Annotated in this window: 28 protein-coding genes; 6 read left to right on the top strand and 22 right to left on the bottom strand. The window is 64.8% G+C overall.

Annotated elements, in window-relative coordinates; all coding sequences use genetic code 11:
* Positions 1 to 110 precede the first annotated feature (110 nt).
* The 3 genes from metK to IQ35_RS01260 are packed head-to-tail and all read right to left on the bottom strand — an operon-like array spanning position 111 to position 3572.
* Complete coding sequence (gene metK / locus IQ35_RS01270; protein WP_021246397.1) at positions 111 to 1319, bottom strand: methionine adenosyltransferase; 1209 nt, start codon at positions 1317 to 1319, stop codon at positions 111 to 113.
* A gap of 58 nt (positions 1320 to 1377) precedes the next feature.
* Positions 1378 to 2928 (bottom strand): apolipoprotein N-acyltransferase, encoded by a 1551-nt coding sequence (gene lnt, locus IQ35_RS01265; protein WP_145071701.1) that lies wholly within the window; start codon positions 2926 to 2928, stop codon positions 1378 to 1380.
* A gap of 8 nt (positions 2929 to 2936) precedes the next feature.
* Entirely contained in the window at positions 2937 to 3572 is a 636-nt protein-coding gene (locus IQ35_RS01260) for a YqaA family protein (RefSeq protein ID WP_021246399.1), read from the bottom strand.
* A 261-nt stretch (positions 3573 to 3833) separates the two neighbouring features.
* Between IQ35_RS01260 and IQ35_RS01255 the strand changes: the two genes are divergently transcribed.
* Both IQ35_RS01255 and IQ35_RS01250 read left to right on the top strand, forming a co-directional pair.
* Entirely contained in the window at positions 3834 to 4076 is a 243-nt protein-coding gene (locus IQ35_RS01255; protein ID WP_021246400.1) for a hypothetical protein, read from the top strand.
* A 139-nt stretch (positions 4077 to 4215) separates the two neighbouring features.
* Positions 4216 to 4935, top strand: a complete 720-nt coding sequence (locus tag IQ35_RS01250) for a hypothetical protein (protein ID WP_040603205.1) — start codon at positions 4216 to 4218, stop codon at positions 4933 to 4935.
* 127 nt (positions 4936 to 5062) lie between these two features.
* On the opposite strand, the gene IQ35_RS01245 is transcribed toward IQ35_RS01250, so the two are convergent.
* From IQ35_RS01245 to IQ35_RS01230, 4 genes are all read right to left on the bottom strand, one after another.
* Positions 5063 to 6091, bottom strand: coding sequence for an RcnB family protein (locus tag IQ35_RS01245; RefSeq protein WP_145071699.1), 1029 nt, complete (start codon positions 6089 to 6091; stop codon positions 5063 to 5065).
* A gap of 128 nt (positions 6092 to 6219) precedes the next feature.
* Positions 6220 to 6702, bottom strand: a complete 483-nt coding sequence (locus IQ35_RS01240) for a GAF domain-containing protein (RefSeq protein ID WP_145071697.1) — start codon at positions 6700 to 6702, stop codon at positions 6220 to 6222.
* A gap of 40 nt (positions 6703 to 6742) precedes the next feature.
* Positions 6743 to 7165: an alternative ribosome rescue aminoacyl-tRNA hydrolase ArfB gene (gene arfB, locus IQ35_RS01235; RefSeq protein WP_031291940.1), complete on the bottom strand. Its 423-nt coding sequence runs from the start codon at positions 7163 to 7165 to the stop codon at positions 6743 to 6745.
* A gap of 165 nt (positions 7166 to 7330) precedes the next feature.
* On the bottom strand, positions 7331 to 8005 hold the full coding sequence (locus IQ35_RS01230) for an RluA family pseudouridine synthase (RefSeq protein ID WP_145071867.1): 675 nt from the start codon (positions 8003 to 8005) through the stop codon (positions 7331 to 7333).
* Between the two features lie 88 nt (positions 8006 to 8093).
* Here IQ35_RS01230 and IQ35_RS01225 point away from each other — a divergent pair, with 88 nt between their 5' ends.
* Positions 8094 to 9029 carry an acyltransferase family protein gene (locus IQ35_RS01225; protein ID WP_021246406.1) on the top strand — a complete coding sequence of 312 codons (936 nt, stop codon included), beginning with the start codon at positions 8094 to 8096 and terminating at the stop codon, positions 9027 to 9029.
* A gap of 49 nt (positions 9030 to 9078) precedes the next feature.
* Here IQ35_RS01225 and wrbA read toward each other — a convergent pair whose 3' ends face one another.
* Positions 9079 to 9678 carry an NAD(P)H:quinone oxidoreductase gene (wrbA, locus tag IQ35_RS01220; protein WP_145071695.1) on the bottom strand — a complete coding sequence of 200 codons (600 nt, stop codon included), beginning with the start codon at positions 9676 to 9678 and terminating at the stop codon, positions 9079 to 9081.
* A 95-nt stretch (positions 9679 to 9773) separates the two neighbouring features.
* Positions 9774 to 10493: a pirin family protein gene (locus tag IQ35_RS01215; RefSeq protein WP_145071693.1), complete on the bottom strand. Its 720-nt coding sequence runs from the start codon at positions 10491 to 10493 to the stop codon at positions 9774 to 9776.
* A gap of 107 nt (positions 10494 to 10600) precedes the next feature.
* On the opposite strand from IQ35_RS01215, the gene IQ35_RS01210 reads away from it, so the two are divergent.
* Positions 10601 to 11494 (top strand): LysR family transcriptional regulator, encoded by an 894-nt coding sequence (locus IQ35_RS01210; protein WP_021246409.1) that lies wholly within the window; start codon positions 10601 to 10603, stop codon positions 11492 to 11494.
* 210 nt (positions 11495 to 11704) lie between these two features.
* On the top strand, positions 11705 to 12412 hold the full coding sequence (gene ctrA / locus IQ35_RS01205; protein WP_021246410.1) for a response regulator transcription factor CtrA: 708 nt from the start codon (positions 11705 to 11707) through the stop codon (positions 12410 to 12412).
* Between the two features lie 109 nt (positions 12413 to 12521).
* Here ctrA and IQ35_RS01200 read toward each other — a convergent pair whose 3' ends face one another.
* The 5 genes from IQ35_RS01200 to IQ35_RS01180 are packed head-to-tail and all read right to left on the bottom strand — an operon-like array spanning position 12522 to position 15510.
* Positions 12522 to 13268: a metallophosphoesterase gene (locus IQ35_RS01200; RefSeq protein ID WP_376699469.1), complete on the bottom strand. Its 747-nt coding sequence runs from the start codon at positions 13266 to 13268 to the stop codon at positions 12522 to 12524.
* 60 nt (positions 13269 to 13328) lie between these two features.
* Complete coding sequence (gene dcd, locus IQ35_RS01195) at positions 13329 to 13883, bottom strand: dCTP deaminase (protein WP_021246412.1); 555 nt, start codon at positions 13881 to 13883, stop codon at positions 13329 to 13331.
* 6 nt (positions 13884 to 13889) lie between these two features.
* Positions 13890 to 14333 (bottom strand): cytidine deaminase, encoded by a 444-nt coding sequence (locus IQ35_RS01190; protein WP_021246413.1) that lies wholly within the window; start codon positions 14331 to 14333, stop codon positions 13890 to 13892.
* Complete coding sequence (locus tag IQ35_RS01185) at positions 14330 to 14968, bottom strand: GH25 family lysozyme (RefSeq protein ID WP_021246414.1); 639 nt, start codon at positions 14966 to 14968, stop codon at positions 14330 to 14332. Before IQ35_RS01185 ends, IQ35_RS01190 begins: the two co-directional genes overlap by 4 nt.
* Before the next feature lie 59 nt (positions 14969 to 15027).
* Positions 15028 to 15510 carry a UPF0262 family protein gene (locus IQ35_RS01180; protein WP_021246415.1) on the bottom strand — a complete coding sequence of 161 codons (483 nt, stop codon included), beginning with the start codon at positions 15508 to 15510 and terminating at the stop codon, positions 15028 to 15030.
* A 114-nt stretch (positions 15511 to 15624) separates the two neighbouring features.
* Between IQ35_RS01180 and IQ35_RS01175 the strand changes: the two genes are divergently transcribed.
* Positions 15625 to 17109, top strand: coding sequence for a replicative DNA helicase (locus tag IQ35_RS01175; RefSeq protein WP_021246416.1), 1485 nt, complete (start codon positions 15625 to 15627; stop codon positions 17107 to 17109).
* Between the two features lies 1 nt (position 17110).
* Here the strand turns inward: IQ35_RS01175 and IQ35_RS01170 are convergent, their stop codons facing one another.
* The 8 genes from IQ35_RS01170 to IQ35_RS01135 all read right to left on the bottom strand — a co-directional run bounded on the left by IQ35_RS01170 (position 17111) and on the right by IQ35_RS01135 (position 24699).
* Positions 17111 to 17506, bottom strand: a complete 396-nt coding sequence (locus IQ35_RS01170; protein WP_021246417.1) for an MAPEG family protein — start codon at positions 17504 to 17506, stop codon at positions 17111 to 17113.
* A gap of 117 nt (positions 17507 to 17623) precedes the next feature.
* Complete coding sequence (locus IQ35_RS01165; protein WP_021246418.1) at positions 17624 to 18412, bottom strand: phosphoadenylyl-sulfate reductase; 789 nt, start codon at positions 18410 to 18412, stop codon at positions 17624 to 17626.
* On the bottom strand, positions 18405 to 18845 hold the full coding sequence (locus IQ35_RS01160) for a DUF934 domain-containing protein (RefSeq protein WP_021246419.1): 441 nt from the start codon (positions 18843 to 18845) through the stop codon (positions 18405 to 18407). Before IQ35_RS01160 ends, IQ35_RS01165 begins: the two co-directional genes overlap by 8 nt.
* Positions 18838 to 20469, bottom strand: coding sequence for a nitrite/sulfite reductase (locus tag IQ35_RS01155; RefSeq protein WP_145071687.1), 1632 nt, complete (start codon positions 20467 to 20469; stop codon positions 18838 to 18840). Before IQ35_RS01155 ends, IQ35_RS01160 begins: the two co-directional genes overlap by 8 nt.
* Positions 20470 to 20472: 3 nt before the next feature.
* Entirely contained in the window at positions 20473 to 20769 is a 297-nt protein-coding gene (locus IQ35_RS01150; RefSeq protein WP_021246421.1) for a DUF2849 domain-containing protein, read from the bottom strand.
* Complete coding sequence (gene cobA, locus IQ35_RS01145; RefSeq protein ID WP_021246422.1) at positions 20766 to 21554, bottom strand: uroporphyrinogen-III C-methyltransferase; 789 nt, start codon at positions 21552 to 21554, stop codon at positions 20766 to 20768. Before cobA ends, IQ35_RS01150 begins: the two co-directional genes overlap by 4 nt.
* Before the next feature lie 94 nt (positions 21555 to 21648).
* Complete coding sequence (astD, locus tag IQ35_RS01140; protein ID WP_145071685.1) at positions 21649 to 23082, bottom strand: succinylglutamate-semialdehyde dehydrogenase; 1434 nt, start codon at positions 23080 to 23082, stop codon at positions 21649 to 21651.
* 222 nt (positions 23083 to 23304) lie between these two features.
* Positions 23305 to 24699: a protein adenylyltransferase SelO family protein gene (locus tag IQ35_RS01135; protein ID WP_145071683.1), complete on the bottom strand. Its 1395-nt coding sequence runs from the start codon at positions 24697 to 24699 to the stop codon at positions 23305 to 23307.
* Positions 24700 to 24732 lie beyond the last annotated feature (33 nt).

The raw sequence follows: 24732 nt of genomic DNA, 5'->3' as shown, positions 1-24732 counted from the left end.
AGCGGCAGGCGCGAGCGGGGGCAAGCCAAGAGCGGACATTCTTTGTCCCCTGCCAGAGAGATTGAGTGGGACGGAAGCCGCCAGAAGCCGCCGCCGTCCCCCATCCGGCGTCAGGCGATGGCGGCCTTGAGCTTTTCCACCAGATCGGTGCGTTCCCAGGGGAAGAAATCGCCTTCGGGCTTGCGGCCGAAATGGCCGTAAGCGGCGGTGGGGCGATAGATCGGTTTGTTGAGGCCCAGATGCGTGCGGATGCCGCGCGGGGTCAGGCCGCCCAATTCCCCGATCGATTTGATCGCCGCCTCGATCCGCGCGTCGTCCACCGTGCCGGTGCCGTGCGTGTCGACATAGAGCGAGAGCGGCTCCGACACGCCGATGGCGTAGGCGAGCTGGATGGTGCAGCGCCTGGCGAGGCCCGCCGCGACGATGTTCTTCGCAAGATAGCGGGTGATGTATGCCGCCGAACGATCAACCTTGGTCGGGTCCTTGCCGCTGAACGCGCCGCCGCCGTGGGGTGAAGCGCCGCCATAGGTGTCGACGATGATCTTGCGGCCGGTGAGGCCCGCGTCGCCGTCCGGCCCGCCGATCTCGAAGCTGCCGGTCGGATTGATGTGATAGACGGTTTCGTCGGAAAGCAGATGCGCGGGCAGGATTTCCGCGATCACGCCCTTCACATAGTCCTTCAGTTCCGCTTCCTTTTCAGCCGTATCATAACCCGGCGCGTGCTGGGTCGAGACGACGATGGCGGTCGCGGCGGCGGGCTTGCCGTTTTCGAAGCGGAGCGTCACCTGGCTCTTGGCGTCGGGCTCCAGGAAGGGCGCCGCGCCGGAGTGGCGGTCGGCGGCCATCTTCGCCAGGATCTTGTGGCTGTAGTCGAGCGTCGCGGGCATGAGGTCGGGCGTTTCGTCGCAGGCGAAGCCGAACATGATGCCCTGATCGCCCGCGCCTTCATCCTTGTTGCCGGACGCATCGACGCCCTGCGCGATGTGCGCGGACTGGGCGTGGAGATTATTCTCGAAGCGCAGCTTTTCCCAGTGGAAGCCGTCCTGTTCATAACCGATGCGCTTCACGGTTTCGCGGACGGTCTTTTCGATTTCCTCCTGCGCGCCGGGCGCCCACCGGTCGTCCTCGTAAACGCCCTTGCAGCGGATTTCGCCCGCCAGCACCACAAGCTGCGTCGTCGTCAGCGTTTCGCAGGCGATGCGGGCTTCGGGGTCCTTGGAGAGGAAGAGGTCGACGATGGCGTCGGAAATCTGGTCCGCGACCTTGTCGGGATGGCCTTCGGACACGGATTCCGAGGTGAAGAGATAATTGCTACGCATGGGACTCCCGTTATCACGCTGATCGCATGAGCGACATAAAGAAAAGTTTATGTGGCTATTAGCGGCTCGATCCGCGCGTGGCAATGGCAAGTCCGGCGAGGAGCAAAAGGAGGAGGAACGCCGCCCAGTTGCCGAGGCGCGCAAAAAGCGTGGGGGAGAGCGCCGGGGGCAAGGCGCCGTCGAGGAACCCGGCATGGTGCGGGCCAAGCGCGCGCAGCACATGGCCGCGCGCGTCGATAATGGCGGAAACGCCCGTGGGGGTGGCGCGGACGATGGGCAGCCCCTCCTCCATCGCGCGAAGGCGGGCCTGGGCGAGGTGCTGGACCGGACCCCAGCTTCCGAACCAGGCGTCGTTGGACGGGTTGAAGAGGAAGGCGGGGCGGTTGGCTGCGTCGACCACCTGGCCGGAAAAGATGATCTCGTAACAGATCTGGACGCCCATCTGCATTTCCGGACGGCCGGGCGCGGCGGGCAGCGTCAGGCTTTGCGGGCCGGGACCGGGCCAGAAATCGGCGTCTCCCGGCACGAGGCGCGACAGGCCCAGCGGCTGGAGGATCGAGCGCATCGGCAGATATTCGCCGAAGGGAACGAGGTGCGCCTTGTCATAGCGGGCGGGCAGGCGGGCATCGGGGGTGACGATCCAGACGCTGTTGTTCGCCCCGGCAAGCACCGTTTCGCTGTAGCCGCCCTTGTCGGCCTGCTTGTAATAGACCTTGTTCGCGCCGGTCAGCAGCAGGTCGCCGGGACCCAGCAAAGCGGCAAGGCGCGCGCGCCATGCGGGTTCCATGTCGAGATAGGCGGGGATCGCGGCTTCGGGCCAGAAGATGAGGCGCGGGGCGGGACGCGGCGTGCCGGAGAGCGCGGCCAGGGTGCGGAAATGCGCCTCTTCCAGCGCGGCGGAATATTTCTCGTCCTGCCCTATATTGGGCTGGACGACGCGGATGCGCGGCGCGCCTGCGGGCGTGGCCGGGGCTTGGGCGAGCAAACCCCAAAGCGCGAGGGCGAGGAGCGGCGCGGCCATGGCGGCGGCGGGCTTGAAATCGCGGCGGGCCGCGAGGAACAGCACCCCCGACGCCAATAGGGCGAGCGCGCCCAGGCCATAGGTGCCGATGAGGGTGGAGGCGATGGCGATGCCGGTCGGCAGCCAGATCACCCCCAGCGGGTTCCAGGCAAAGCCGGTGAAGACCGCCGCGCGCAGATATTCGCTCGCGATCCAGCAGGCGGCAAGGAAGAGGAGGAAGGGGAGCGTCCTGCCGGATGCGAAGCGCCGGGTCAGCCACCATGCGCCCAAGGCCGCGAGGGCGGGATAGACCGCCAGATAGAGCGAGAGCAGAACCACCGCGCCATAGCCGAACCAGTGCGGCATCGCGTCCTGAAAGGTGAAGGCGTGGGCGATCCAATTGAGGCCCAGCGTGAAATGGCCGACCCCGAACAGCCAGCCGCGCGCCAACACGGCGCGGCGGTCGGGCGCGCGCTCGACCAGCAGGATCAGAAGGGCAAGGCAGGCGAGCGTGACGGGCCAGAGCTTCAGCGGTTCGAAGCCCGTCGCCGACAGGAAGCCGGCGATCAGGGCGGCGAGCTTCGGGCGGCGGTCGAGGACGGCCTGCATGGAAGGGGTCAGCGGACCGTCTCCATCGTGGCATTGTTGCACTTGTCGTTCTTTTCCCCGCCGCCCGTCAGCATGGACGCGGCGATGAAACCGCCCACGACGAGGACCAGGAACAGGCCGGAGAGCAGGGCCAGATATTTCTCGATGAACGCCTTGATCGGGCGGCCGAACTTCCAGAAGAGGAAGCCCACCAGCATGAACTGGAAGGCGCGGCTGAGGATGCTCGCCCAGAGGAAGGTGAGGAGCGGTAGTCCGATGAAGCCCGCCGTGATCGTGAGGAGCTTGAAGGGGATGGGCGTCGCGCCCTTTATCAGGATGATCTCCGCGCCATATTCGCGCAGGTAGCAGGCCGCGACCGGGAACCGGGCGGTCAGGCCGAGCGCGGCGAGAATCTGATGGCCGACCGTTTCATAGACGAAGTGGCCGATGGCATAGCCCAAGAGGCCGCCCAGCACCGAGGCGAGCGTGCAGATGAGGCCGAAGCGGATCGCGCGTTCCGGGCGGGCGAGGCACATGAGGCCGAGCAGCGGGTGCGGCGGGATCGGGAAGAAGCTGGACTCCATGAAGGAGATTGCGAAGAGCCAGCGTTCGGCATGGGCGTGGGCCGCCTTGGCGAGCGTCCATTGATAGAGCCGGGTAAGCATCGCGGGCGGGCCTAGCCGAGATTGCGGCGGGTCGCCAGTGGTTTTGCCGGCACGACCATCTCATGAGGCGGATCGAAGGGAACAGGAAACGACCGTTCTCCCCGGTCAGAGACGGCGGGAGGAGAGGTTGGGCACGCGCGGCCCGCGCCGGTCTGGCGCCCGGAACGCGTCGCATCGCTGAAAATTTTCCCGGCCTGGGGCGGGGGTGGCCTTGGCAGTTCGGGGACGATCGCCTAGCTATGGATTCCAAGGAGACGAACGATGCAAGGCATGGGAGAGGGCGCGTGCCCCTTCGCGTTCAACACGGACCCGGCGACCTTCAAGGTGGGGGACGAGGTCAGCTATCGCGTGACGGGCAGTCTGGAAGGGATGCCCTTTGCCGGCGTGCTGCTGGAAGTGCATGACGATTATGTGGTGCTGACATCCGATCCCGACGACAAGGCGAGCCGGATGCGCGCCACGCGCGAAAGCCGCCCGGTCGTGCGCGAAGAGGATGTGTGCTGACGGGACGGCGTTGACCGCCCCATATCGTCTGTGCCAGAGCGCCGATACGGCCTGAGCAGGCGATTTTCGTGTGATTTTTTCTTCCTCTTCCCGGTCCGGCGTCAAGGGCCGGCCTGATTTCAAGGAACGCGCCGGCGGGCTGGCCTTTGCGCTGGGGCTGAACGCGCTGCTGCTGCTGGCGCTGCTGACGCTGGCGCCGAAGATGCAGCCGCCGCCGGTCGATCCGCGCAATCCCGTGACCTTTGAACTGGCGCCCGGACCCAAGGCGGCGGAGGAGAAAGCGCAGGCGCGGAAAAGCGACGAGGCGTCGAAGGAAAACGCGCCGCAAAAGCAGGCGGACGCCGCGATCCGGCCGCCGCGCCCGGTGGAAAAGCCGCCGGAAAAGCCGCCCCTGCCGCTGCCCTTTCTGGTGCTGGACAGCAGCCAGATGGCAGCGGCCGACATCGGGAGGATGCCGAAGAAAGGGCAGGGCCAGGGCGCGGCGCAGGGCGACAGCGCGCAGGTCGCCGGGCCGGGCGAAGGGCCGGGCGGCGTGCAGCTTTTCGCCGCCGAATGGTATCGCAAGCCGCGCGACGCGGAGCTTTCGCCCTATCTGCCCGCCAGTGCGCCGGGCAACGGGTGGGGCGAGGTCGCTTGCAGGACGATCGATCATTATCGCGTCGAAAATTGTCAGGCGCTGGGGGAATCGCCGCTGGGGTCCGGCTTTGCGCGGGCGGTGCGGCAGGCGGCATGGCAATTCCTGGTGCTGCCGCCCCGCGTCAACGGCAAGGTGATGGTGGGAAGCTGGGTACGCATCCGCATCGATTATTCGCGCACGGTGATCGGGGATGGCGACCGCGCCGATGGGGCGGGGCGGTAAGGCGGGCGTTCACGGAGGAAAGAGGGCTCCGCACGTCCGCCAACCACCCAAAACCCCCATTCAACGCGAGTCGGCAAGCCACCCCATCCCCTTTTTTAAAGGCGGACATTTCCCGAGCGGAAGCCGGTTACTTGCAGCGGCAGGACCGGACGATCTTCGACCGCGCGGCCGTTTTGCGATAACGGACCTTTTCGGTCACATAGCTGGTGGTTGTCGTGGTCGTCGTCGCGGGATGGACCACGACCGTCGTCACCGTGGGCGCGGGGTAATAATAGCCGCCGGAGATATAGCCTCCGCCGTAGGTCGTGACGCCTCCGTCCGACCAGTGTGCCGGGCCGTGATAGGGCGGCGGCGCATAGTCGACGCCTGGGGCGCCTTCGGCCGTGCCTTCGAAGCGCCCTTCATATTCGCCGCTATAGGCCTTGCCGTCCTTGTCGCGCCAGGTGCCGACCCAGCGGCCCTGATAGGCATTGTCATAGGTGACGGCATCGTCCGGCGCGCCGGAGTCATAGTCCGCACCGGCGCGCGGCGGGGGAGGCGCATCGCGGCCCCGATCCTCCGCCTTGTCGACGGCATAGCCTGCCGCCGCGCCTACGCCCGCGCCGATCAGCGTGCCCGCCGTGCGATTGCCCTTGCCCCCGATCAGGTTGCCCGCGACGCCGCCGACCACCGCGCCCGCGACCGCGCCGCCTACGCCATTGTCCCGGCGCTCGTCCGCATAGCCGCCTTCATGGCGGTCCCAGTCGATATCGCTGCGGCGGTCGTAGACGCGGCCATAGCGATCCGTCATCACCGCATCGTCATAATAGCGGGACCAGCCATAGCCATAGGCCGGCGCAGGCAAGCCATAAGCGCCATAATTCACGATATAATAGGCCGGATTGATCCAGTAGCGCGGCAGGACATAGCCGTAGACCGGACGACGATAGGCGCCCCAGCCGCCCGGCGCCCGCCAGCCTGCATACCAGCGTCCATTGTGGCGCGGTCCCCAGCGATGGCCGCCATTGGTCCAGCCGCCGCGAGGGCCGGAATAGCCCTTGCCCATGACCGGCAGCGCGGCGCTCGCAGGCGTCGCGCCGTTGCCGGAAGCCATGGCGGGAAGGCTCGTTCCGCCCAGCATGACCGCGCCGAGGATAAGGATGCTTCTGGTCCGCATCGTCCAACTCCCTGTTCGTCAGGCAGGACATGCCGCCCGCCAATTGCTAATGCGCGGTTTAGCATGGCGATCCACGCGATTCCAAGGTTCGAGGAGGCATGCGCCTGTCCCGAAACGGGGCACCGCGATCAAGCGATCCGGGATGCGATCCGGTCCACCAGGGCTTCCAGCCCTTCCGCATCGGCGGCGTCGAACCGGGCGGCAAGCGGACTGTCGAGGTCAAGCACGCCGATCAATTCGCCTTCATGCATCACGGGCACCACGATTTCCGATGCGCTGGCGGCGTCGCAGGCGATGTGGCCGGGGAAGGCGTGGACATCCTCCACCCGTTGCGTCTGGCGCGTTTGCGCTGCCGCGCCGCACACGCCCTGCCCCAGCGGGATGCGGATGCAGGCGGGCTTGCCCTGAAAGGGGCCGAGCACCAGCTCGCTCTCCATCATCCGGTAAAAGCCCGCCCAATTGAGGTCCGGGAGGAATTGCCAGATCAGCGCGGCGACATTCGCCATATTGGCGATGGCGTCCGGCTCCCCGTTCGTCACCGCGTCGGCGGCTGACAGCAGATCGGCGTAAAGCGTGGGCTTGTCGGCGGCGGCGGGCGCGAAATCGAACATGGCGGGGATATAGGCGCGGCTTTCCCCTATGGCCAGAGGATCAGTCGATGGGCTTGCGGCGCAGGCTCTTCACCGTGCCGCGCTTTGCCTTGCTGTCCATCCGGCGGGTCTTGGACGCCCTGGTCGGCTTGGTCGCCTTGCGGTTCTTGGGGACGATGGCGGCTTCGCGGATCAGGCCGACAAGCCGCGCCATCACTTCCTGCCGGTTCATGAGCTGGGAACGCGACCCCTCCGACCGGAGGATCAGCACGCCCTCAGCGGTTATCCGCCGCCCGGCGAGGATAGCCAGGCGGCGTTTGACGGCATCGGGCAGCGAAGGGCTGTGCGCGACATCGAAGCGCAACTGCACCGCGCTGTCGGTGGTGTTCACATGCTGTCCCCCAGCACCCGTCGATCGGATGAAGCTTTCGGATATCTCGTCGCTGTCTATGGCGATGGATCGGGTGATGGGGATGGCCGGCATGGCGGCGATGTATCGCAAAGCCGGGCGGCGCGGGAGGAGGAAAATGACCCGGCAGCGAGGGGGAGGGGAAGACTGCCGGGTCATCCGATGTCCGCCAAGCAGCGGACGCACGGCATGTAGGCAGCGGCAAGCCGGTTTCAATAAGCAACGAGAAAATATTTCCCGCTATACATCCTCGCCCAGGCAGTCCGCCCCGAAGCCGGCCGCTTCGAAGGCCGCGGGCAGGGGAGCCGTGGCTTCCGCCGCCGGTTTGCCGTCGCGGGGCACGCTCAGGAAACGGCTGTGCAGCAGCATGGGAACGCCTGCTTCGCCATAGACCTGATCGCCCACGATTCCCATGCCAAGCCCGGCAAGCGCGTGGACGCGGATCTGGTGCGTGCGCCCGGTGCGCGGCGCGAAAAGGATCAGCGCGCGGCCATCCTTTTGCGCGATCTTGCGCCATTGCGTGACGGCGCTCTTGCCCGCCGCATCGGCGATCATGCGCCATCCCTTTTCCGCGCTGCTGATCTTCTTGAGCGGCAGGTCGATGATGCCGTCGTCCTGCGCGGGCACTCCCTCCACCACCGCGAGATAGCGCTTCACCACCGTCCCTGCCTCGAACGCGGCGGCGAAGCGCTTGTGCGCCTTGGGATTGCGGGCGAGCAGCAGGCAGCCGCTGGTGTCGCGGTCCAGCCGGTGCACCGGCAGCGGCCAGCGCTGAAAGCCGAAGGTCAGCGAGGACAGATAATTCTCCAGGCTCAGCGACCCGTCGCGGGGCGCATCGACCGGCATTCCGGCGGGCTTGTCCAGGATGATGGCTTCGCCGTCGATGAAGAGGACTTTGTCGTTGAGCAGGGACAAGGGGATGATCCGGAACAGAAGGTGCGATTGACGTGCGGCTGTCATCCTATAGGGCGGGAAGCCGATGCAGAACAGGGATTAATGGGCGTTGCAGGATCGGGACAGGCTGGAATGGGTCGATGTCGCCCGCGGTGTCGGCATCATCGCTGTCGTGGCCGGTCATGTCTGGACCACCGGCGCGTTGCGGGAAGCGGTCTACAGTTTTCACATGCCGCTCTTCTTCATCCTCTCGGGCTATCTCTCCAGACCCCAGCCGCCGCTGCAATTCACCTTGCGGCAACTGAGCGGGCAGATGCGTCCCTATGCGGCTTTCCTGGCCGTGCTCGTCCTGGCCGACCAGATCATCGAAACCGCGCGGGGAAAGGTGCCGATATTTCATAATTGGCCTCAGGACATTCTGCCGATCCTGCTCGGCGGAACATGGCTGCGCGGCCCCTTTACGATATTCTGGTTCGTCCCCTGTCTCACGATGTCCCGCATTCTGTTCAATTGTCTTCTGGTGCGCTGGGGCGATCCTCTCGGCCGGAGATGGTTCCATGCGGCCATGGCCTGCCTCGTCCTGGCCTATTGCATCGGCGGGGTGACGAGGGATTCGCCGCTTGGCCTTTTGACCGTGCCTATGGCCGTCGTCCTGCTCTGGGCCGGCGCCGTGTGGCGGCGCATCAAATGGGGCAACTGGATTTGGCTTCCTCTCGTCCCGCTTTCGCTATGCGGGCTTGCGCACCTTTTCCCCGCGCTCAACATGAAGGCGGCGGATTATGGATGGCCGCTCCTGTCCCTCGCTTCGGCAATCGCGACATCGCTTCTGCTGTTCCGCTTTTCCCAGTTGTCCGCCCCTGTCGGCGCGCCGCTCGCCGCTCTTGGAAGGGCCTCGCTCGTCATCATGTATCTGCATGTGGCATTCATCCATTATCTGACGCCATATCTGGGCAAGATGTGGCTCGCCCTCATCGCCTTGTTCGTGCCCTTCCTTCTGTGGCAGGTCATCCGCCGATGCCCACCGGCGCGCAGGATATTCCTCTAAGGGAGGGAAGGTCCGACGCCCCGAAGCGCCGGACCCTTTCCGCACGGCCTCAGCCGTGCAGCTTGATCGCCGTTTCCGCGACCCTGCGGCCCTGATAGCGTGCGCCGGCCAGCTCTTCCTCGCCCGGTTGGCGGCTGCCGTCGCCGTCCGCGATGGTCGTTGCGCCATAAGGCGCGCCGCCGCGCACCTTGTCGACGCCCATCTGCTCCGTAAAGCCATAGTCCAGCCCCACGATCACCATGCCGAAATGCAGCAGGTTGGTGATGATCGAAAAGAGCGTGGTTTCCTGCCCGCCATGCTGCGTGGCGCTGGAGGTGAAGGCGCCGCCGACCTTGCCGTTGAGCGCGCCTTTCGCCCACAGGCCGCCCGCCTGGTCCAGGAAAGCCGCCATCTGGCCCGACATACGGCCAAAGCGCGTGCCGGTGCCCACGATGATCGCATCATAGTCCGCCAGGTCCGCAACGATCGCGACGGGCGCGTCCTGATCAAGCTTGAAACCGGCTTTCTGCGCGACGTCCAGCGGCACGGTTTCGGGCACGCGCTTTATATCGACCTGCGCGCCCGCGCTCGCCGCGCCTTCCGCGACGGCCTTCGCCATGGTTTCGATGTGGCCATAGGAGGAATAATAGAGAACCAGAACCTTTGCCATGTGAGTGCTCCTTTGAGGGGAAGAATGAAGTGACCGCCCGCGTCAGGGGAGGGGAGAGGAACGCGGGCGGCCTTTCGGCCCGTGGGAGGGCGGGCCTATTCGCTGTCGACCAGGACGATTTCGCTGTCCTCGATCGCCTTGATGGTGATCGGCTGGCCACCGATGATCGCGGCGCCGTCCCGCGCCTCGAAGAGTTCGCCGTCGATCTCGACCCGGCCGGTGGCAGGGACGAGATAGAGGTGCCGTCCGGGTGCGCTTTCATAGGTCACGCTGTCTCCGGCCTTCACCGTTCCACCCAGCAAGCGGGCGTCGGCCCGGATGCGGAGTGCTTCGGCGTCATCCTCATACCCGCTGGCCAGTACCGCCAGCTTGCCCGAACGGTCGCCCGTGGGGAAAGGCTTCGTCCCCCAACTGGGGGAACCGCCCCGCGCCCGCGGAATGACCCAGATCTGGAAGAGCGTCGTGGTTTCGTCCTCCAGATTATATTCGGCGTGGCGGATGCCGGTGCCCGCGCTCATCACCTGGACGTCGCCCGCCTGCGTGCGGCCCTTGTTGCCCAGGCTGTCCTGATGGGTGATCGCGCCCTGACGGACATAGGTGATGATCTCCATGTCGGCATGAGGATGCGGCGGAAAACCGGACCGCGCGGCGATTTCATCGTCGTTCCACACGCGAATCTTGCCCCAGCTCATACGGTCGGGATCATGATAGTCCGCGAAGGAAAAATGATGCCGCGCGTTCAGCCAGCCATGGTCGGCAGCCCCAAGCGACGCGAAGGGGCGGCGCTCGATACGGCTCGCGGTGTTCGTGCTCATATGCTTGCCTTTCAACTGTCTTGCCGGAGGTTCCGGCTTGCTTTCCGACAATCTAGCGATCAGGATCGTTTCTTGAATAAGCAGCATTGAAACGGATTGTTTCCCTTATGCGTCTCCCCGATTTCGAAGCCTGGGCCATGTTCGCCGCCGTGGTGGAGCATCGCAGCTTCACCGAAGCGGCCAGGGCGCTCAGCGTTTCGAAAGCCACGGTGTCCAAGGCGGTCACGCGGCTTGAGCAGCATCTCGACACGAGCCTCTTCAATCGCACCAGCCGCCGCCTTGCGCTGACGGAAAGCGGCAAGCGCCTTGCCGATCACGCCGCCCGCATCCTTGCGGAGGGGCAGGCGGCGGAGGAAGCCGCGCGGGACGAAACGGCGGAACTGTCCGGCACGGTGCGGCTGGGCGCGCCGATGACTTTCGGCCTGCTGCGCATCGCCCCGATGATCGCGGAATTCGCGAAGCAGCATCCGTTGGTCAATGTGGACCTGCACCTGTCCGATGCCCGGATCGACATCGTCGACATGGGGTTGGACGCCACCATCCGCATTGCCGACATGCCCGACAGCTCCCTGCGCGCGCGGCGGCTGGCGGATGTGACCATGCATGTCGTCGCTTCGCCCGGCTATCTTGCCCAGCGGGGGGCGCCCGGCCACCCCTCCGACCTGGGCGATCACGATTGCCTCTGCTACGCCAATATGTCGCCGCCGGATGTGTGGCGCTTCAGCGGCCCCGGCCAGCAGAGCGTCGCGGTGCAGGTCCGCGCCCGCATCCTGGTGAACAGCGGGGAGGCGATGCTGCCCGCGCTCCGCATGGGCGTGGGCATCGCGCGTCTCCCCGATTTCATCGTCGGCGAGGCGCTGGCGGCGGGCGAACTGGAAGAGATATTGGCCGACTGGCGGCCCCCTGCGTTCGGCATCCATCTGGTCACGCCGCCGTCGCGCCTGCGGCCTGCGCGGGTCGATGCGTTGCTCGATTTCCTGGCGCGGCACCATGGCTGCTGAGCGGTCGTTTCGCCTCTGAATCCAGCGTGAATCAAGACCGGCCGTTACGCCCCTCAACCCTTTGTAAACAGATTCATTTTGCCGCGACTCGTGGAATCCTGCGGGTTAGCGAAAAATTAACCTTTGTCCTTCAGAAGTTTTTTGGTTAATGAATTACAGCAGATACCGTTCTGGTGGGGTGAACGGATCTGTTACCAAAAGGGGCTTCACATGCGCGTCCTGCTTATTGAAGATGAACCGACCACGGCCAAGGCGATCGAGCTTATGCTCACGACCGAAGGGTTCAACGTCTATACGACGGACCTGGGTGAAGAGGGCCTCGATCTTGGCAAGCTCTATGATTACGATATCATCTGCCTGGACCTGAACCTGCCGGACATGCACGGCTATGACGTGCTCAAGAAGCTGCGCGCGGCGCGGGTGCAGACTCCGGTGCTGATCCTGTCGGGCGTGGCGGAGATGGACAGCAAGGTCCGCTCCTTCGGTTTCGGCGCCGACGATTATGTGACCAAGCCCTTCCATCGCGAAGAACTGATCGCGCGCATCCACGCCGTCGTCCGCCGCTCCAAGGGCCATTCGCAATCGGTCATCCGCACCGGCAAGCTGGCCGTCAACCTGGACGCCAAGACCGTGGAAGTGGACGGCAACCGCGTCCACCTGACCGGCAAGGAATATGCGATGCTGGAGCTGCTTTCGCTTCGCAAGGGCACCACGCTGACCAAGGAAATGTTCCTGAACCACCTGTATGGCGGCATGGACGAGCCTGAACTCAAGATCATCGACGTCTTCATCTGCAAGCTGCGCAAGAAACTGGCGCTGGCCTGCGGCGGCGAAAATTATATCGAGACGGTGTGGGGCCGCGGCTATGTGCTGCGCGACGCCGAGGAAGAGACGCAGGTTCAGGCCAAGGTCGCCTGAATGTCCTGAGATAAAGGGGGGTGGAAAGGCCGGCGGTCCTCACGGAGCGCTGGCCTTTTCCGTTTGTGGTGTGGCGGATTGGGGTGGTTTGTGGACGTTTCCATCTCCCTTAAACCCCGCTCGCCACCCCCGTCTGAATAAACCAGCGCGCCGTTCCTTCCAGCCCGATCGCCGTCAGCCGCCCGGACCGATAGGCGCCGGTATCTATGCCGATGCGGTTGGGCTGCGCGTCTACATTCTCGCTGATGCTATGGCCATGGACGATCATCTTTTCATGCCCGTGCGGATGATCGAGAAACTCGGCCCTGATCCAACGCAGGTCATCGGGCGACTGGGCATGGAGCGCGACGCCCGGCTTCACGCCTGCGTGGACAAAGAAATAATCGCCCATCTCCACGCTGTCCTCGAACCCCTCCACGAAATCGACATGCGCGCGGGGCACATTGCCCAGCATCCAGTCCGCAAGCGCCTCATCGTCCATCGCGCGGCAATCCCGCGGGTCCAGCCCGTAGCTCGCCGCCGTTTCCGTGCCGCCATATTGCCGGAAAAAATGGGTCGCGCGGACATGACCGCGCGCCGCCAGCAGAAAGGCTTCCTCATGATTGCCCTTGACGAAACGGACGAGAGGATCGGTCCGCGCCAACTCCATGGCGCGTTCGATCACCTGCGCCGATCCGGGGCCACGGTCGACCAGATCGCCCAGCAGGATCAGGTGCGCCGGCATCGCTCCCCGCGCCTCGCTGTCACGCGCGATCAAGGCCAGCAGGTCGCCCAACAGGTCGTCCCGCCCATGAATATCGCCGATGGCATAGACCCGCTGCCCATCGCCGACGCTGGGCGAGGGCGGCGCTGTCATCGGCGCTTTACGGCGCAGCCATGCGGGCGGTGCGATCATGCGGCCGATTGTCGCACGGCTTTAGAGACGCGGCAATGTCACGCCTTGCTGGCCCATATATTTCCCCGCGCGGTCCGCATAGCTGACTTCGCACGGCTCATTGCCTTGCAGGAACAGGAACTGGCACGCCCCTTCATTGGCGTAGATCCTGGCGGGCAGCGGCGTGGTGTTGGAAAATTCCAGCGTCACATGCCCCTCCCAGCCCGGTTCCAGCGGGGTGACGTTCACGATGATCCCGCACCGCGCATAGGTCGATTTGCCAAGGCAGATCACCAGAACGTCGCGCGGCACCCGGAAATATTCGACCGTGCGGGCAAGGGCGAAGCTGTTGGGCGGGATGATGCAGCAGTCGGTCTTGCGGTCGACGAAGCTGTTCGCGGCGAAATCCTTGGGGTCCACCACCGCGCTGTCGACATTGGTGAAGATCTTGAACTCGTCCGCCACCCGCGCGTCATAGCCGTAGGAGGACAGGCCGTAGCTGATGCACCCGTCCCGCCGCTGGCTCTCCACGAAAGGCTCGATCATGCCTGTGTTCAGGGCCTGCTCGCGAATCCATTTGTCCGATTGGATAGCCATTGATCCTCAGCTTCTCTTCTTGCGTGTGACGCCCAGGTCCATCGGGCCGAAGGCATAAGGCAGCAGCGCCGAAACGCGATGTTCCGTCACGGCGTCACCGCTTGCGGAAGCGCAATAGACGGCGATGGGGCGGCCCGCAATCTGCTCCGCCTCCACCATGACCTGACGGCACCGGCCGCAGGGCGTGACGCCGTCCGCGCCCCCGACAACCGCAATCGCCTCCACATCGGCCAGCCGCCCGCGCGAATTGACGGTCGCCAGCGCCACCGTCTCGGCGCAGAGCGACAGGCCATAGCTCGCATTTTCGAAATTGGTCCCGGCGACGATCTCCCCATCGGTCAGCCGCACCGCCGCGCCCACCGCAAAGCCGCTATAGGGCGCATGGGCATGAGCCATCGCTCCGCGCGCCGCCTCCACCAGAGCCGCGACCGAAGCGTCCTTCATCGTCATGGCGCAACCACATTCCATCGCACAGGACCGTCCACCCCATCGATATGGCGCATGTTGCTGGCGGTCCACATCACCCATGGGCGGGTCGCATAGTCGGGGGGAAAGAAGTTGCCGTCCAGCCACAGCGTCCGGTTGACCCCCGACCCGATATCATAATCCGCGTCGAAATCCTTCGTCACGTTCAGCACGGCGGATTTGCCCGAATGGCTTTCGATCAGGTTGACCAGCGTGTTGAGTTCCGAAAGCACCTTGTCCCGGCCCGGCCGCACCTTGCAGCCCGGATCGAAGGCCAATCGGATCACCGGGGGCAGGGCGGCATTGTCGCGCGGCACGGTCGTGATGAAGGGCGTCGCCTGCTCATAGGCGCGGCGGCAGAGGCTGAATTCCAGCATCGCGCCATAACGCACCCCGGCCTTGCGCGCCTCCGCCCAGTTGGTCCCGAAGGCCGGATCGCGCTGCCCCCAGCCGTTCGCGGCGCGGATATAGGCGAAATCCGTTCCCTGCGCCGCCAGCGTGCCCCATTCGATGATACCGTTGCCCGCGCCCACCGAAACGCCCTGCGTGGGATAATGCGCGCGATCGGGCGCCCAGCCGCGCGCGAAGAGCCACAGCGCCGTCACCAGCGCCGTGCTCACGGCCAGCGCAAAGACGATGCGCGCCAGCCATTGCCGCGAAGTCAGCCCCCCGATTGTCCTTACCCCTTGATATGCAGCACGCAGATCAGCGTGAAGAGCCGCCGCGCGGTGTCGAAATCGACCGCGATCTTGCCGTCCAGCCGCTCCATCAGCATTTCCGCCGCCTGATTGTGGATGCCGCGCCGGGCCATGTCCACAGTTTCGATCTGTTGCGGCGAAGCATTGCTGATCGCCTGATAATAGCTGTCGCAGATGGCGAAATATTCGCGGATCGGCCGCCGAAACCGCCCCAGTCCCAGGATAACGGCCTCCAGCGGCGCATCGTCCTCCCGACGGATTTCGATGGCCAGCCGCCCTTCCTCGACCCGCAGCAGCACCTTATAGGGACCGGCATAGCCGTCCTCATGCGCCCGCTGCGGCGCGAAATGATTATCCTCCAGCAGGTCGAAAATCGCGATGCGCCGTTCCTGTTCGACATCGGCGTTGCGCCACAGGATCGTGCGCTCGTCGAGCTTTATGTCTATGATGCGCGGATCGGCCATGGCGTAATTTTCCGTCAGTGCGGCGATAGGCGGTGAAATGCAAGCGGGACTTATCCACAGATCGTTTCGAACTGGCATCTTGCGCGGGCGCGGCGCCGGCGCGATGAGGGGTAAATGGTTGAACTTGTGAAGCTGAACGCCGCCCCCGATGCGGGCGGCCCTGAACTGCCGCGCAATGTGGAGGCGGAGGCGGCGCTGCTTGGCGCGCTGATGATCGACAACCGCATCGCCGAGGATATCCAGCTCAAGCTCAAGCCCGAACATTTCTTCGAGCCGCTCCATGGCCGCATCTACGAAGCGGTGATGCGGCTGGTCGAGCGCGACATGATCGCCAATCCCGTGACATTGAAACCCATGCTGGATCAGGACCCGGCGCTCAGGGAGCTGGGCGGCGCGAGTTATCTGGCGCAGCTTACCGGCAATGGCGCGGCCCTGCTGGGCGCGCGGGACTTCGCGCAGCAGATCTATGACCTCGCCTTGCTGAGGCAGCTTGTGAATGTCGGCCGGGAACTGGTTGAAAATGCACTGGACACTAGCGAGGACGTCAATCCCCGCGAGCAGATAGAGCAGGCCGAAGTCTCACTCTACAAAGTCTCCGAAGGGGAGGGCGAAGTCGGCTCGGTCAAGAGCTTCGCCGCCGCCACCACCATGGCGGTGCAGGTGGCTGAGCGCGCGCTCAACAGCGGCGGCCATGTGTCGGGCATCACCACCGGCATCAACAGCCTCAATGAAAAGATCGGCGGCCTGCACAATTCGGACCTTATGATCCTGGCCGGCCGTCCGGGCATGGGCAAGACCTCGCTTGCTACCAACATCGCCTATAATGCCGCGTCCCGCTGGCTGCGTGACAATGCCGACGGCATCCCGCCGGAAAAGAACATGGGCGCGAAGACGGCCTTCTTCAGCCTCGAAATGTCGGCGGACCAACTCGCCACCCGCGTCCTTGCCGAACAGTCGGGCATCAGCGGCGAAGCGCTCCGCATGGGCAAGATCAGCCGCGCCGATTTCCAGAACCTGTCCCGCGCCGCGCGCGAGTTGCAGGAACTGCCGCTCTTCATCGACGACACGCCCGGCCTCACCATCGCGGCGCTCCGGACCCGCGCCCGCCGCCTGAAGCGCCGCCACGATATCGGCTTCGTCATCGTCGACTATCTCCAGTTGCTGCAAGGCACCGGCAAGGGCAGTGACAACCGGGTGCAGGAAATTTCAGAAATCTCCCGTGGCTTGAAGACCTTGGCAAAGGAACTTAACTGCCCGGTTCTGGCCCTGTCCCAGCTCAGCCGTGCCGTCGAACAGCGCGAGGACAAGCGCCCGCAGCTATCGGACCTTCGCGAATCCGGCTCGATCGAGCAGGATGCCGACATGGTCTGGTTCGTGTTCCGCGAGGATTATTATGTCGCCGCCAAGGAACCGGGGAACAAGGAAAGTCCGGAGCATCTGGAATGGGCGCAGGAAATGGAGCGCATCTACGGCCTTGCCGAGCTGATCGTCGCGAAGCAGCGCCACGGCTCCACTGGCCGCATCCGCATGAAGTTCGACGCGAAGATCACTCGCTTTTCCGATCTGGCTGAAGGCAGCTATATGGAAAGCTACGAGTAGATCAGGCCCGGATCAGCGGCGTCAGCACCATCGCCAGCCCGACAAGGCTGACCGCGAAGGCGAGGGTCCGGACCAACGGCACGCCCATGCCGTAAAGCGGCAGGTACACGACCCGCGCGCCCAGCCAGATCCAGCCGCCCAGCGCGGTCCATTCGCTTGTCCGGTCCGCCATGACCACGCCGATCAGCGCCACGATGGCGATGGGGAAAGTCTCCTGAAAATTGGCCTGCGCCCGCACCAGCCGCCCAGCAATGGGCCGCAGCGGCGGCAATGCCTCATCACGTGCGCCCATGTTCCAATGCGGGCCATATTGCTTCGTCTTGAGATGCGCCGCCGCGAAGATATGGACCAGCAGCAATATCGCGCCCCAGGCCAGGATTTTGAGTTCAACCGGCATGGCACTCTCCCTTGTGGTGAGGAGCCATTCTAACCATCTGGCCGCAAAGCGAAAGCCTCTCTCCGGCCGCTACACCGAAAGAGAGGTTTCGCAATATCATTACGAAACCGGAATGGATCAGAATACCGGCTGGTTCGCCGGATCGTCGGGATCAATCACCGGCGTCACGGCGGGAACCGGCGTGTGGATGCCGCATTCCACCTTGTCCCAACCGCGCCAGCGGCCCGCGCGCGGGTCTTCGCCCGGCATCACCTTGGACGTGCAGGGTTCGCAGCCGATGGACAGATAGCCCTGCGCCTCCAGCGGATGGCGAGGCAGGTCATGCTCGGCGAAATAGGCTTCCAGATCGTCCTTGGTCCAGTCGCCCAGCGGATTGAGCTTGAGCCGCCCATCCTCGACCTCGAAGCGAGGCAGGTTCTGGCGCGTCACCGACTGGAACGCCTTGCGCCCGGATATCCAGGCGTCCAGCCCATCCTTGGCGCGGGCCATCGGCTCGACCTTGCGGATGTCGCAGCAGCCGTCCGGGTCGTAGGACCAGCGCAGGCCCGTCTCGTCCTTCGCCGCGATCACGTCGGGTTTCGGCGCCACGACCCGGCTATCGGTGAAACCGAATGCGCGGATCAGCGTGTCGCGATAGTCCAGCGTCTCGCCAAACATCTTGAGCGTATCGACGAAGATCACCGGCACATTGGGGTCCGCCTGCGCCACGAGATGCAGCAGCACCGCGCTTTCCGTGCCGAAGGAGGATACGACCGCCACATTGCCCGCCAGCCCTTCGGCAAAGACGGTCCGCAGCATCGTCATCGTATCCACGCCCTCGAACCGCCGGTTCAGCGCGTCGGCCTCCGCCTGCGTGAAGGCGGGGCGGGCGTCGATCAGGTCGATTTCACGGACGGCTTTAGCCATTCACTGTCTCCGGGTGGCGCTTCGCCCACACCGGGCGGCGGCCGTCGACGCTCTTCTGATAAACGTCGGCATAGCGGTTGAGCGCGCGTTCGACGGCGTCGTCGTCCAGCGCCTTGTCGGGGTGGAAGCTGTCGAACCCGCATCGGCGCATAGCGACGATCTGGTCCACCAGCACGTCGCCCACGGCGCGCAATTCGCCGACATAGCCCGCTTCCCGCAGGATGCGCGCCGCCGAATAGCCGCGTCCGTCGCCGAATGCGGGGAAGTTCACTTCCACCAGCGCCAGTCGATCCAGATAGGGCAGCAATTCGCGCGCATCCTCGCCCGCTTCGATGCGGACGGCGGTGGAATTGGACTGGCCGGTGAAGGATTCCACCGTCACGGTCGGTTCCTGCGTGGCTTCGCCTTCGCGGAAGGACAGGAACTCAACCATAGATCGCCTCCTTGAAGGGTTTCATGCCGATGCGGCGATAGGTGTCGAGGAAGCGTTCGCCCTGCTCCCGCTGCGCCAGATAGATGTCCGTGACCTTCTCGATCGCGTCGACCACGCCGTCCTCGGAAAAGCCGGGGCCGGTGATCTGGCCGAGCGAAGCATCCTCCGCGCCCGATCCGCCGAGCAGGAGCTGGAAATTCTCCACGCCCTTCCGGTCCACGCCCAGAATGCCGATATGGCCCGCATGGTGGTGGCCGCAGGCGTTGATGCAGCCGGAAATCTTGAGCTTGAGTTCGCCCAGATCCTTCTGCCGTTCCGGCGACGCGAAACGCTCCGACAGCTTCTGCGCCAGCGGAATCGAGCGCGCATTGGCCAGGCTGCAATAATCGAGGCCGGGGCAGGCGATGATGTCGGTGATCAGGTCCAGATTGGCCTCCGCCAGTCCCGCCTCGTCCAGCTTCCGCCAGATGGCGTGGAGGTCGGCTTTCCTGACATGCGGCAGGACGAGATTCTGTGCGTGGGTCACGCGCAGTTCGTCCAGCGAATATTGCTCCGCCAGGTCCGCGATCAGGTCGATCTGGTCGGCCGAAGCGTCGCCGGGAATGCCGCCGGTGGGCTTGAGGCTGATATTGACGATGGCGTAGCCCGGCTGCCTGTGCGCCGCGACCTGCCGGTCGACCCACAGCGCGAAGGCCAGGTCGCCGCGGTCGATTGCGTCGGGAAGGCCGTGCTCATAGGCCGGGCCCGCGAAGAAGGGGCGGATGCGGTCCAGTTCCTCGCGGGGCGGGTTCAGCCCCAGCGTCTTCATATGCGCGAATTCTTCCTCGACCTGCCGCTTATATTCCTCGACGCCCAGTTCATGGACCAGGATCTTGATCCGCGCCTTGAACTTGTTGTCGCGGCGGCCATAGCGGTTGTAGACGCGCAGGCAGGCTTCCAGATAAGATACGATCTCATCTTCGGGCACGAAGTCCCTGATTTGCGGCCCGACCATCGGGGTGCGTCCCATGCCGCCGCCGGCATAGACCTCCGCGCCGATTGCGTCCCCGCGCTTCACCAGCTTGAGGCCGATGTCGTGCAGGCGCATCGCCGCGCGGTCATCTTCCGATGCGATCACGCAAATCTTGAACTTGCGCGGCAGGTAAGTGAACTCGGGGTGGAAGGTCGACCATTGCCGCAGCAATTCGGCCCAGGGGCGGGGGTCCGCCACCTCGTCGGCGGCAACGCCCGCATATTGATCCGAAGAAATGTTGCGGATGCAATTGCCGCTGGTCTGGATGGCATGCATCTCCACCGTCGCCAGTTCGGCGAGGATGTCGGGCGCGTCGGCCAGCTTGATCCAGTTATACTGGATGTTCGTCCGCGTGGTGAAATGGCCGTAGCCGCGATCATATTTGCGCGCGATTTCGCCGAGCTTACGCATCTGCCTGCTCGACAAAGTGCCATAGGGGATGGCGACGCGCAGCATATAGGCGTGAAGCTGGAGATAGAGGCCGTTCATCAGGCGAAGCGGCTTGAACTGGTCCTCGGTCAGGTGCCCGGCCAGGCGGCGCTGCACCTGATCGCGAAATTCGTCGACACGGGCATCGACGATGGACTGGTCATAGCTGTCGTAACGATACATGGTTCAGATCACCCAGTTGCCGGCGTCGGCGTCATGCGGTTTCAGCGTCAGGTCGGGGCGCACCGTCGGTCCCAGCGCGCGGATGCGGTCCTTGATATGCGCGGGGCGGATGCCTTCGTCCGTCACGGTGGCGTCGATCACATAGGCGCCCACGACGCGCAGCGCGGCCTCCTCGGCGCGGGCGAGTTCGTCGCCCCTTTCGCCGACATCGACCGAATCGCCTACCTGCCGCGACCAGCCGTCGCCCGCCCACCAGATCACGTCCCCGGTGCCAAGGTCATTGCCGGTTAAAATCTTCACGAAATCATCTCCGCCCCATTGCCTGTCCGTGCGGCCCATTCGGCCAGCACATCCTGCGCCAGCGCATAGGCCGCCACTTCGCCGACCACAATCAGGGCCGGGCTTTTTACGCGTTCGCGCGCCACCATGTCGCCAAGATCCGCGAGCAGCGTGCGGAGCACCCGCATATCGGCGCGGGTGCCGTTTTCCAGCACTGCGACCGGAATCCCCGGCGCGACGCCGTCGGCCATCAGCTTGTCGGCAATGTCCGCCGCCGTCGCCACGCCCATATAGATGACGAGCGTGCGCCCCTTGCCCGCGAGGCCCGACCAGTCCTGCTCCGTCAGTCCCTTGCACTGGCCCGCGACGAAGCTGACCGCGCTCGATGCCGCACGGTGGGTGAGGGGGAGTTGCGCCTGCGCCGCGCAGCCGATGGCGGCGCTGATGCCCGGCACGACCTCCACCGGCACCCCGGCCTTGCGGCAGGCATCCACTTCCTCGCCGCCGCGCCCGAAGATGAACGGATCGCCGCCCTTCAGCCGCACGACCGGCCGGCCGGCCTTCGCCAGCCGCACCAGCAGCGCGTTGATCTCTTCTTGCGGCATGGAGTGGCGGCTGCGCTGCTTGGCGACGGAGATCATCTCCGCCCCCGGCGCGGCCATCGCCAGTATCTCGCGCGAAACCAGTCCGTCATGCACGATCACCCGCGCCGCGCCGATCAACCGGGCGGCGCGCAGCGTCAGCAGTTCCGGATCGCCCGGACCCGCGCCGACGAGATAGACGGTGGCAGGTGCATGTTCGGCCATGCTGGGCAGATGGCGAAGCCGCAGGGGAACTGCAATCCCATAATGCTTTTACCGGGGCGTAGGAAAAGTTGGTCCGCCCTGAAAGTCAGGCTTTTCAGTCGCCCATCGCGCTGGTGTCGATGGGCTTCAACCCCACGCCGATGGACGCGCGCGGCTGCTCGATTTCCGAGGACACCACCGGATAGGCGCAATAGTCCGCCGCATAATAGGCGCTGGGCCGGTGGTTGCCCGAAATCCCCACGCCGCCAAAGGGCGCCGCGGACGAAGCGCCGTTGGTCGGCCGGTTCCAGTTGACGATCCCGGCGCGGACCTGCGTCCAGAACTGCTCATATTGTTCCGGCGATCCTCCGATCAGCGCGGCGGACAGGCCATAACGCGTATTGTTCGCCTCCGCGATGGCGGAGTCGAAATCGGGCACGCGCACGACTTGCAGCAGCGGGCCGAACAACTCGATATCGGGCCGCTCCGCCATCGCCGTCACGTCGATGATCGCGGGCGTCAGGAAGGGCAGGCCCTGGATCGGCCGCACCATATGCTTGATCGGCCTGCCCCCGTTGCTCATCAGATAAAGGAAGCTTTCCGTCAGCCCATCCGCCGCATCATTGTCGATCACCGGCCCCATATAGGGCGCTGGGTCGGCATGAGGATGATCAACGATCAGCCGGTCGGCGATCTTCTTCACCTCCGCGATCACCGCGCCGGCGATGCTGTCTCTGACGATCAGGCGGCTTGCCGCCGTGCAGCGCTGTCCGCTTGAAAGGAAGGCCGACTGCACCACCAAAGTCGCGGCGGCGTTGATGTCCGGCGTGTCCCAGGTGATGATCGGATTGTTCCCGCCCATCTCCAGCGCCAATATCTTGCCCGGATCGGACGCGAACTGCCGGTTGATCGCGATCCCGCTCTGAGCCGATCCGGTGAAGAGGATGCCCCCCACATCGGGATGCGCGGCCAGCGCCTTGCCCTCCGCCGCATTGCCCAGCACCAGGCGCACGACATCCTGCGGGATGCCGGCCTCATGATAGAGCTTCACCAGATATTCGCCGACGGCAGGCGTCTTTTCCGAAGGCTTGAACACCACCGCATTGCCCGCCAACAAGGCAGGTACGATATGCCCGTTGGGCAGATGCGCCGGGAAATTATACGGCCCCAGCACCGCCATCACGCCATGCGGCTTGTGCCGGACGGACTGGCGCGCGCCCATGGCGGCATCGAGCCTTTTCTGCCCGGTGCGTTCGGCATAAGCGGATATGGAAATATCGACCTTGCCCATCACGGCGGCGACTTCCGTCTGCGCGTCCCACAGCGGCTTTCCGGTTTCGCGGGCGATCAGGTCGGCGAGCTTCCCTTCATGCGTGCGCACGACGTTGACGAAGCGGCGCAGCGTTTCGATCCGGTAAGCGATGGGCTGCGCCGCCCATTGAGGCCATGCCGTGGCGGCGCGGGCCACTTCCTCATCTACATTGCCGGCCACGCCCTCCCATAACAGCGCGCCGGTGGCGGGTTCGAACGAAGTTAAAGCGGAACTCATGCTGTGCGGATATGGCCGAAAATGGCCGGAGAGGAAAGGCGGTTATGCCGACCGGCGTTGAATGACGGCCGTGGGAGGATAGCGGACGTGCCTATTCGTCATGCCAGCATCTCTCTTCTTCGTAGGCGCGTCCAGGCCTAAGGGAGAGCGCAGCTTTCGCTGCGACAACGAATTGGAGAGATGCCGGAAAATGACCGTTTTCTATTCTCAGGCTCGGCCATATCAAGGCACATCCGGCGCATTTCCATGGGCTTCCCCCATCCGCCGGATCGCCGCCACCTTGTCGTAAAGCGGCTGCCAGTCGTCGTCTCGGTCGATGGCGTTCCAGATCGCTTCGACTTCCTCGATATGCATGGAGCAGGGGGATTCGTCCGTCCAATAGGGATGGCTCCCGTTCCCGCTGGCTTCGAATCCGGCGACCGCCTCGCGAAACGGCGCCCAGCTTTCATCGGCATAGCGTTCCGCCGCCCGCGCCCTCCCGCCGCGCCAGTCGTGGAAGAAACGGTCGATCTCCGTTCCCGTTTCCACCATTCCCTGCACCGCCGCCTGGACCAGAGCCGACGCATCGCCGCCGGTTCCAACCCCCAGCCGCCAGCAAAAGCGGCGCGCCAATGCTTCTTCAAAAAGCGCCGGAAATCGCTCCATCTGCTCGATCAGTGGCTCCGCTTCCACCAGAGGCCGTAGCGAAACCGCCAATTGCGCCGCATCCCAATGGATCGCCTCGGCCTGCCGCCCGAAGGCATAAAGCCCGCTCTCGTCGAAATAGGCGGCGGTGAATAAGCGGTCCCATTTCGGCGTGAATCGCCATGGTCCGTAGTCAAAGCTCTCCCCCGTCACGTTGATATTGTCGCTGTTCAGCACCCCGTGGACGAAGCCCGCGACCATATAGCTCGCCGCCAGATCGGCCAACCGCTCCATCACCCGGCCCATCAACTGCGCCGGCGGATTACCCCTTGGCGTTTCGCCATAAAGCCGGGTCAACGCATAATCCGTCAACTTCTCCAGCAACGCCTTGTCGTCGAAATAGGCTGCCCGCTGGAACGTCCCGATACGGATATGCGAATGGCTCAATCGCACCATCACGGCGGAACGCGTGGGGGAAGGCTCGTCATTGCGCTGCAACGCCTCGCCTGTCTCGATCAGGGAAAAAGTCTTGGATGTGTTGACGCCCAGCGCCTCCAGCATCTCCGTCGCCAAAATCTCCCGCATCCCGCCTTTCAGCGTCAGCCGCCCGTCGCCGAAACGGCTGTAAGGCGTCTGCCCCGATCCCTTGGTGCCCAGATCCAGCAGCCGTCCCGCCCCATCCCTGAGTTGCGCGAACAGGAATCCCCGGCCATCCCCGATCTGCGGATTATAGCTGCGGAACTGATGCCCATGATACCGCAAGGCCAATGGATCGGGCATCGATTCCGACAAAGGACGGAAACGGCCGAAATGTCCGATCCATTCCGCATCGCTCAGTGTCCCAAGCCCCACCGCATCCGCCCAGCGATCATTGCGGAACCGCAGGATGGCTTGCGGAAAGCCGGCCGCTTCGACCACATCGCCGATGTCGGGCATCAGCGCGGCGATTTCGTTGGCGGGGCTGTATTTGGCGGGTTGCAGGCGCGTGATCATAAGGCGATATGGGGGATAGTTGGCGGAGGGATC

It is taken from the genome of Sphingobium wenxiniae, from assembly GCF_007830065.1.
GTDB classification, from domain to species: domain Bacteria; phylum Pseudomonadota; class Alphaproteobacteria; order Sphingomonadales; family Sphingomonadaceae; genus Sphingobium; species Sphingobium wenxiniae.
Note: the sequence above shows the minus strand (reverse complement) of the source record. Positions and strands in the feature narration are given on the sequence as shown.

Coding starts and splice junctions, on each gene's coding strand:
- IQ35_RS01215 (WP_145071693.1), bottom strand. CDS start 10,493: ATGAGCACGAACACCGCGAGCCGTATCGAGCGCCGCCCCTTCGCGTCG.
- IQ35_RS01155 (WP_145071687.1), bottom strand. CDS start 20,469: ATGTATCGTTACGACAGCTATGACCAGTCCATCGTCGATGCCCGTGTC.
- dcd (WP_021246412.1), bottom strand. CDS start 13,883: ATGGCTATCCAATCGGACAAATGGATTCGCGAGCAGGCCCTGAACACA.
- IQ35_RS01170 (WP_021246417.1), bottom strand. CDS start 17,506: ATGCCGGTTGAACTCAAAATCCTGGCCTGGGGCGCGATATTGCTGCTG.
- metK (WP_021246397.1), bottom strand. CDS start 1,319: ATGCGTAGCAATTATCTCTTCACCTCGGAATCCGTGTCCGAAGGCCAT.
- arfB (WP_031291940.1), bottom strand. CDS start 7,165: ATGCCGGCCATCCCCATCACCCGATCCATCGCCATAGACAGCGACGAG.
- IQ35_RS01200 (WP_376699469.1), bottom strand. CDS start 13,268: ATGACAGCGCCGCCCTCGCCCAGCGTCGGCGATGGGCAGCGGGTCTAT.
- cobA (WP_021246422.1), bottom strand. CDS start 21,554: ATGGCCGAACATGCACCTGCCACCGTCTATCTCGTCGGCGCGGGTCCG.
- IQ35_RS01260 (WP_021246399.1), bottom strand. CDS start 3,572: ATGCTTACCCGGCTCTATCAATGGACGCTCGCCAAGGCGGCCCACGCC.
- IQ35_RS01135 (WP_145071683.1), bottom strand. CDS start 24,699: ATGATCACGCGCCTGCAACCCGCCAAATACAGCCCCGCCAACGAAATC.
- astD (WP_145071685.1), bottom strand. CDS start 23,082: ATGAGTTCCGCTTTAACTTCGTTCGAACCCGCCACCGGCGCGCTGTTA.
- IQ35_RS01160 (WP_021246419.1), bottom strand. CDS start 18,845: ATGGTTGAGTTCCTGTCCTTCCGCGAAGGCGAAGCCACGCAGGAACCG.
- IQ35_RS01255 (WP_021246400.1), top strand. CDS start 3,834: ATGCAAGGCATGGGAGAGGGCGCGTGCCCCTTCGCGTTCAACACGGAC.
- IQ35_RS01165 (WP_021246418.1), bottom strand. CDS start 18,412: ATGGCTAAAGCCGTCCGTGAAATCGACCTGATCGACGCCCGCCCCGCC.
- lnt (WP_145071701.1), bottom strand. CDS start 2,928: ATGCAGGCCGTCCTCGACCGCCGCCCGAAGCTCGCCGCCCTGATCGCC.
- wrbA (WP_145071695.1), bottom strand. CDS start 9,678: ATGGCAAAGGTTCTGGTTCTCTATTATTCCTCCTATGGCCACATCGAA.
- IQ35_RS01210 (WP_021246409.1), top strand. CDS start 10,601: ATGCGTCTCCCCGATTTCGAAGCCTGGGCCATGTTCGCCGCCGTGGTG.
- IQ35_RS01180 (WP_021246415.1), bottom strand. CDS start 15,510: ATGGCCGATCCGCGCATCATAGACATAAAGCTCGACGAGCGCACGATC.
- ctrA (WP_021246410.1), top strand. CDS start 11,705: ATGCGCGTCCTGCTTATTGAAGATGAACCGACCACGGCCAAGGCGATC.
- IQ35_RS01190 (WP_021246413.1), bottom strand. CDS start 14,333: ATGACGATGAAGGACGCTTCGGTCGCGGCTCTGGTGGAGGCGGCGCGC.
- IQ35_RS01245 (WP_145071699.1), bottom strand. CDS start 6,091: ATGCGGACCAGAAGCATCCTTATCCTCGGCGCGGTCATGCTGGGCGGA.
- IQ35_RS01175 (WP_021246416.1), top strand. CDS start 15,625: ATGGTTGAACTTGTGAAGCTGAACGCCGCCCCCGATGCGGGCGGCCCT.
- IQ35_RS01240 (WP_145071697.1), bottom strand. CDS start 6,702: ATGTTCGATTTCGCGCCCGCCGCCGCCGACAAGCCCACGCTTTACGCC.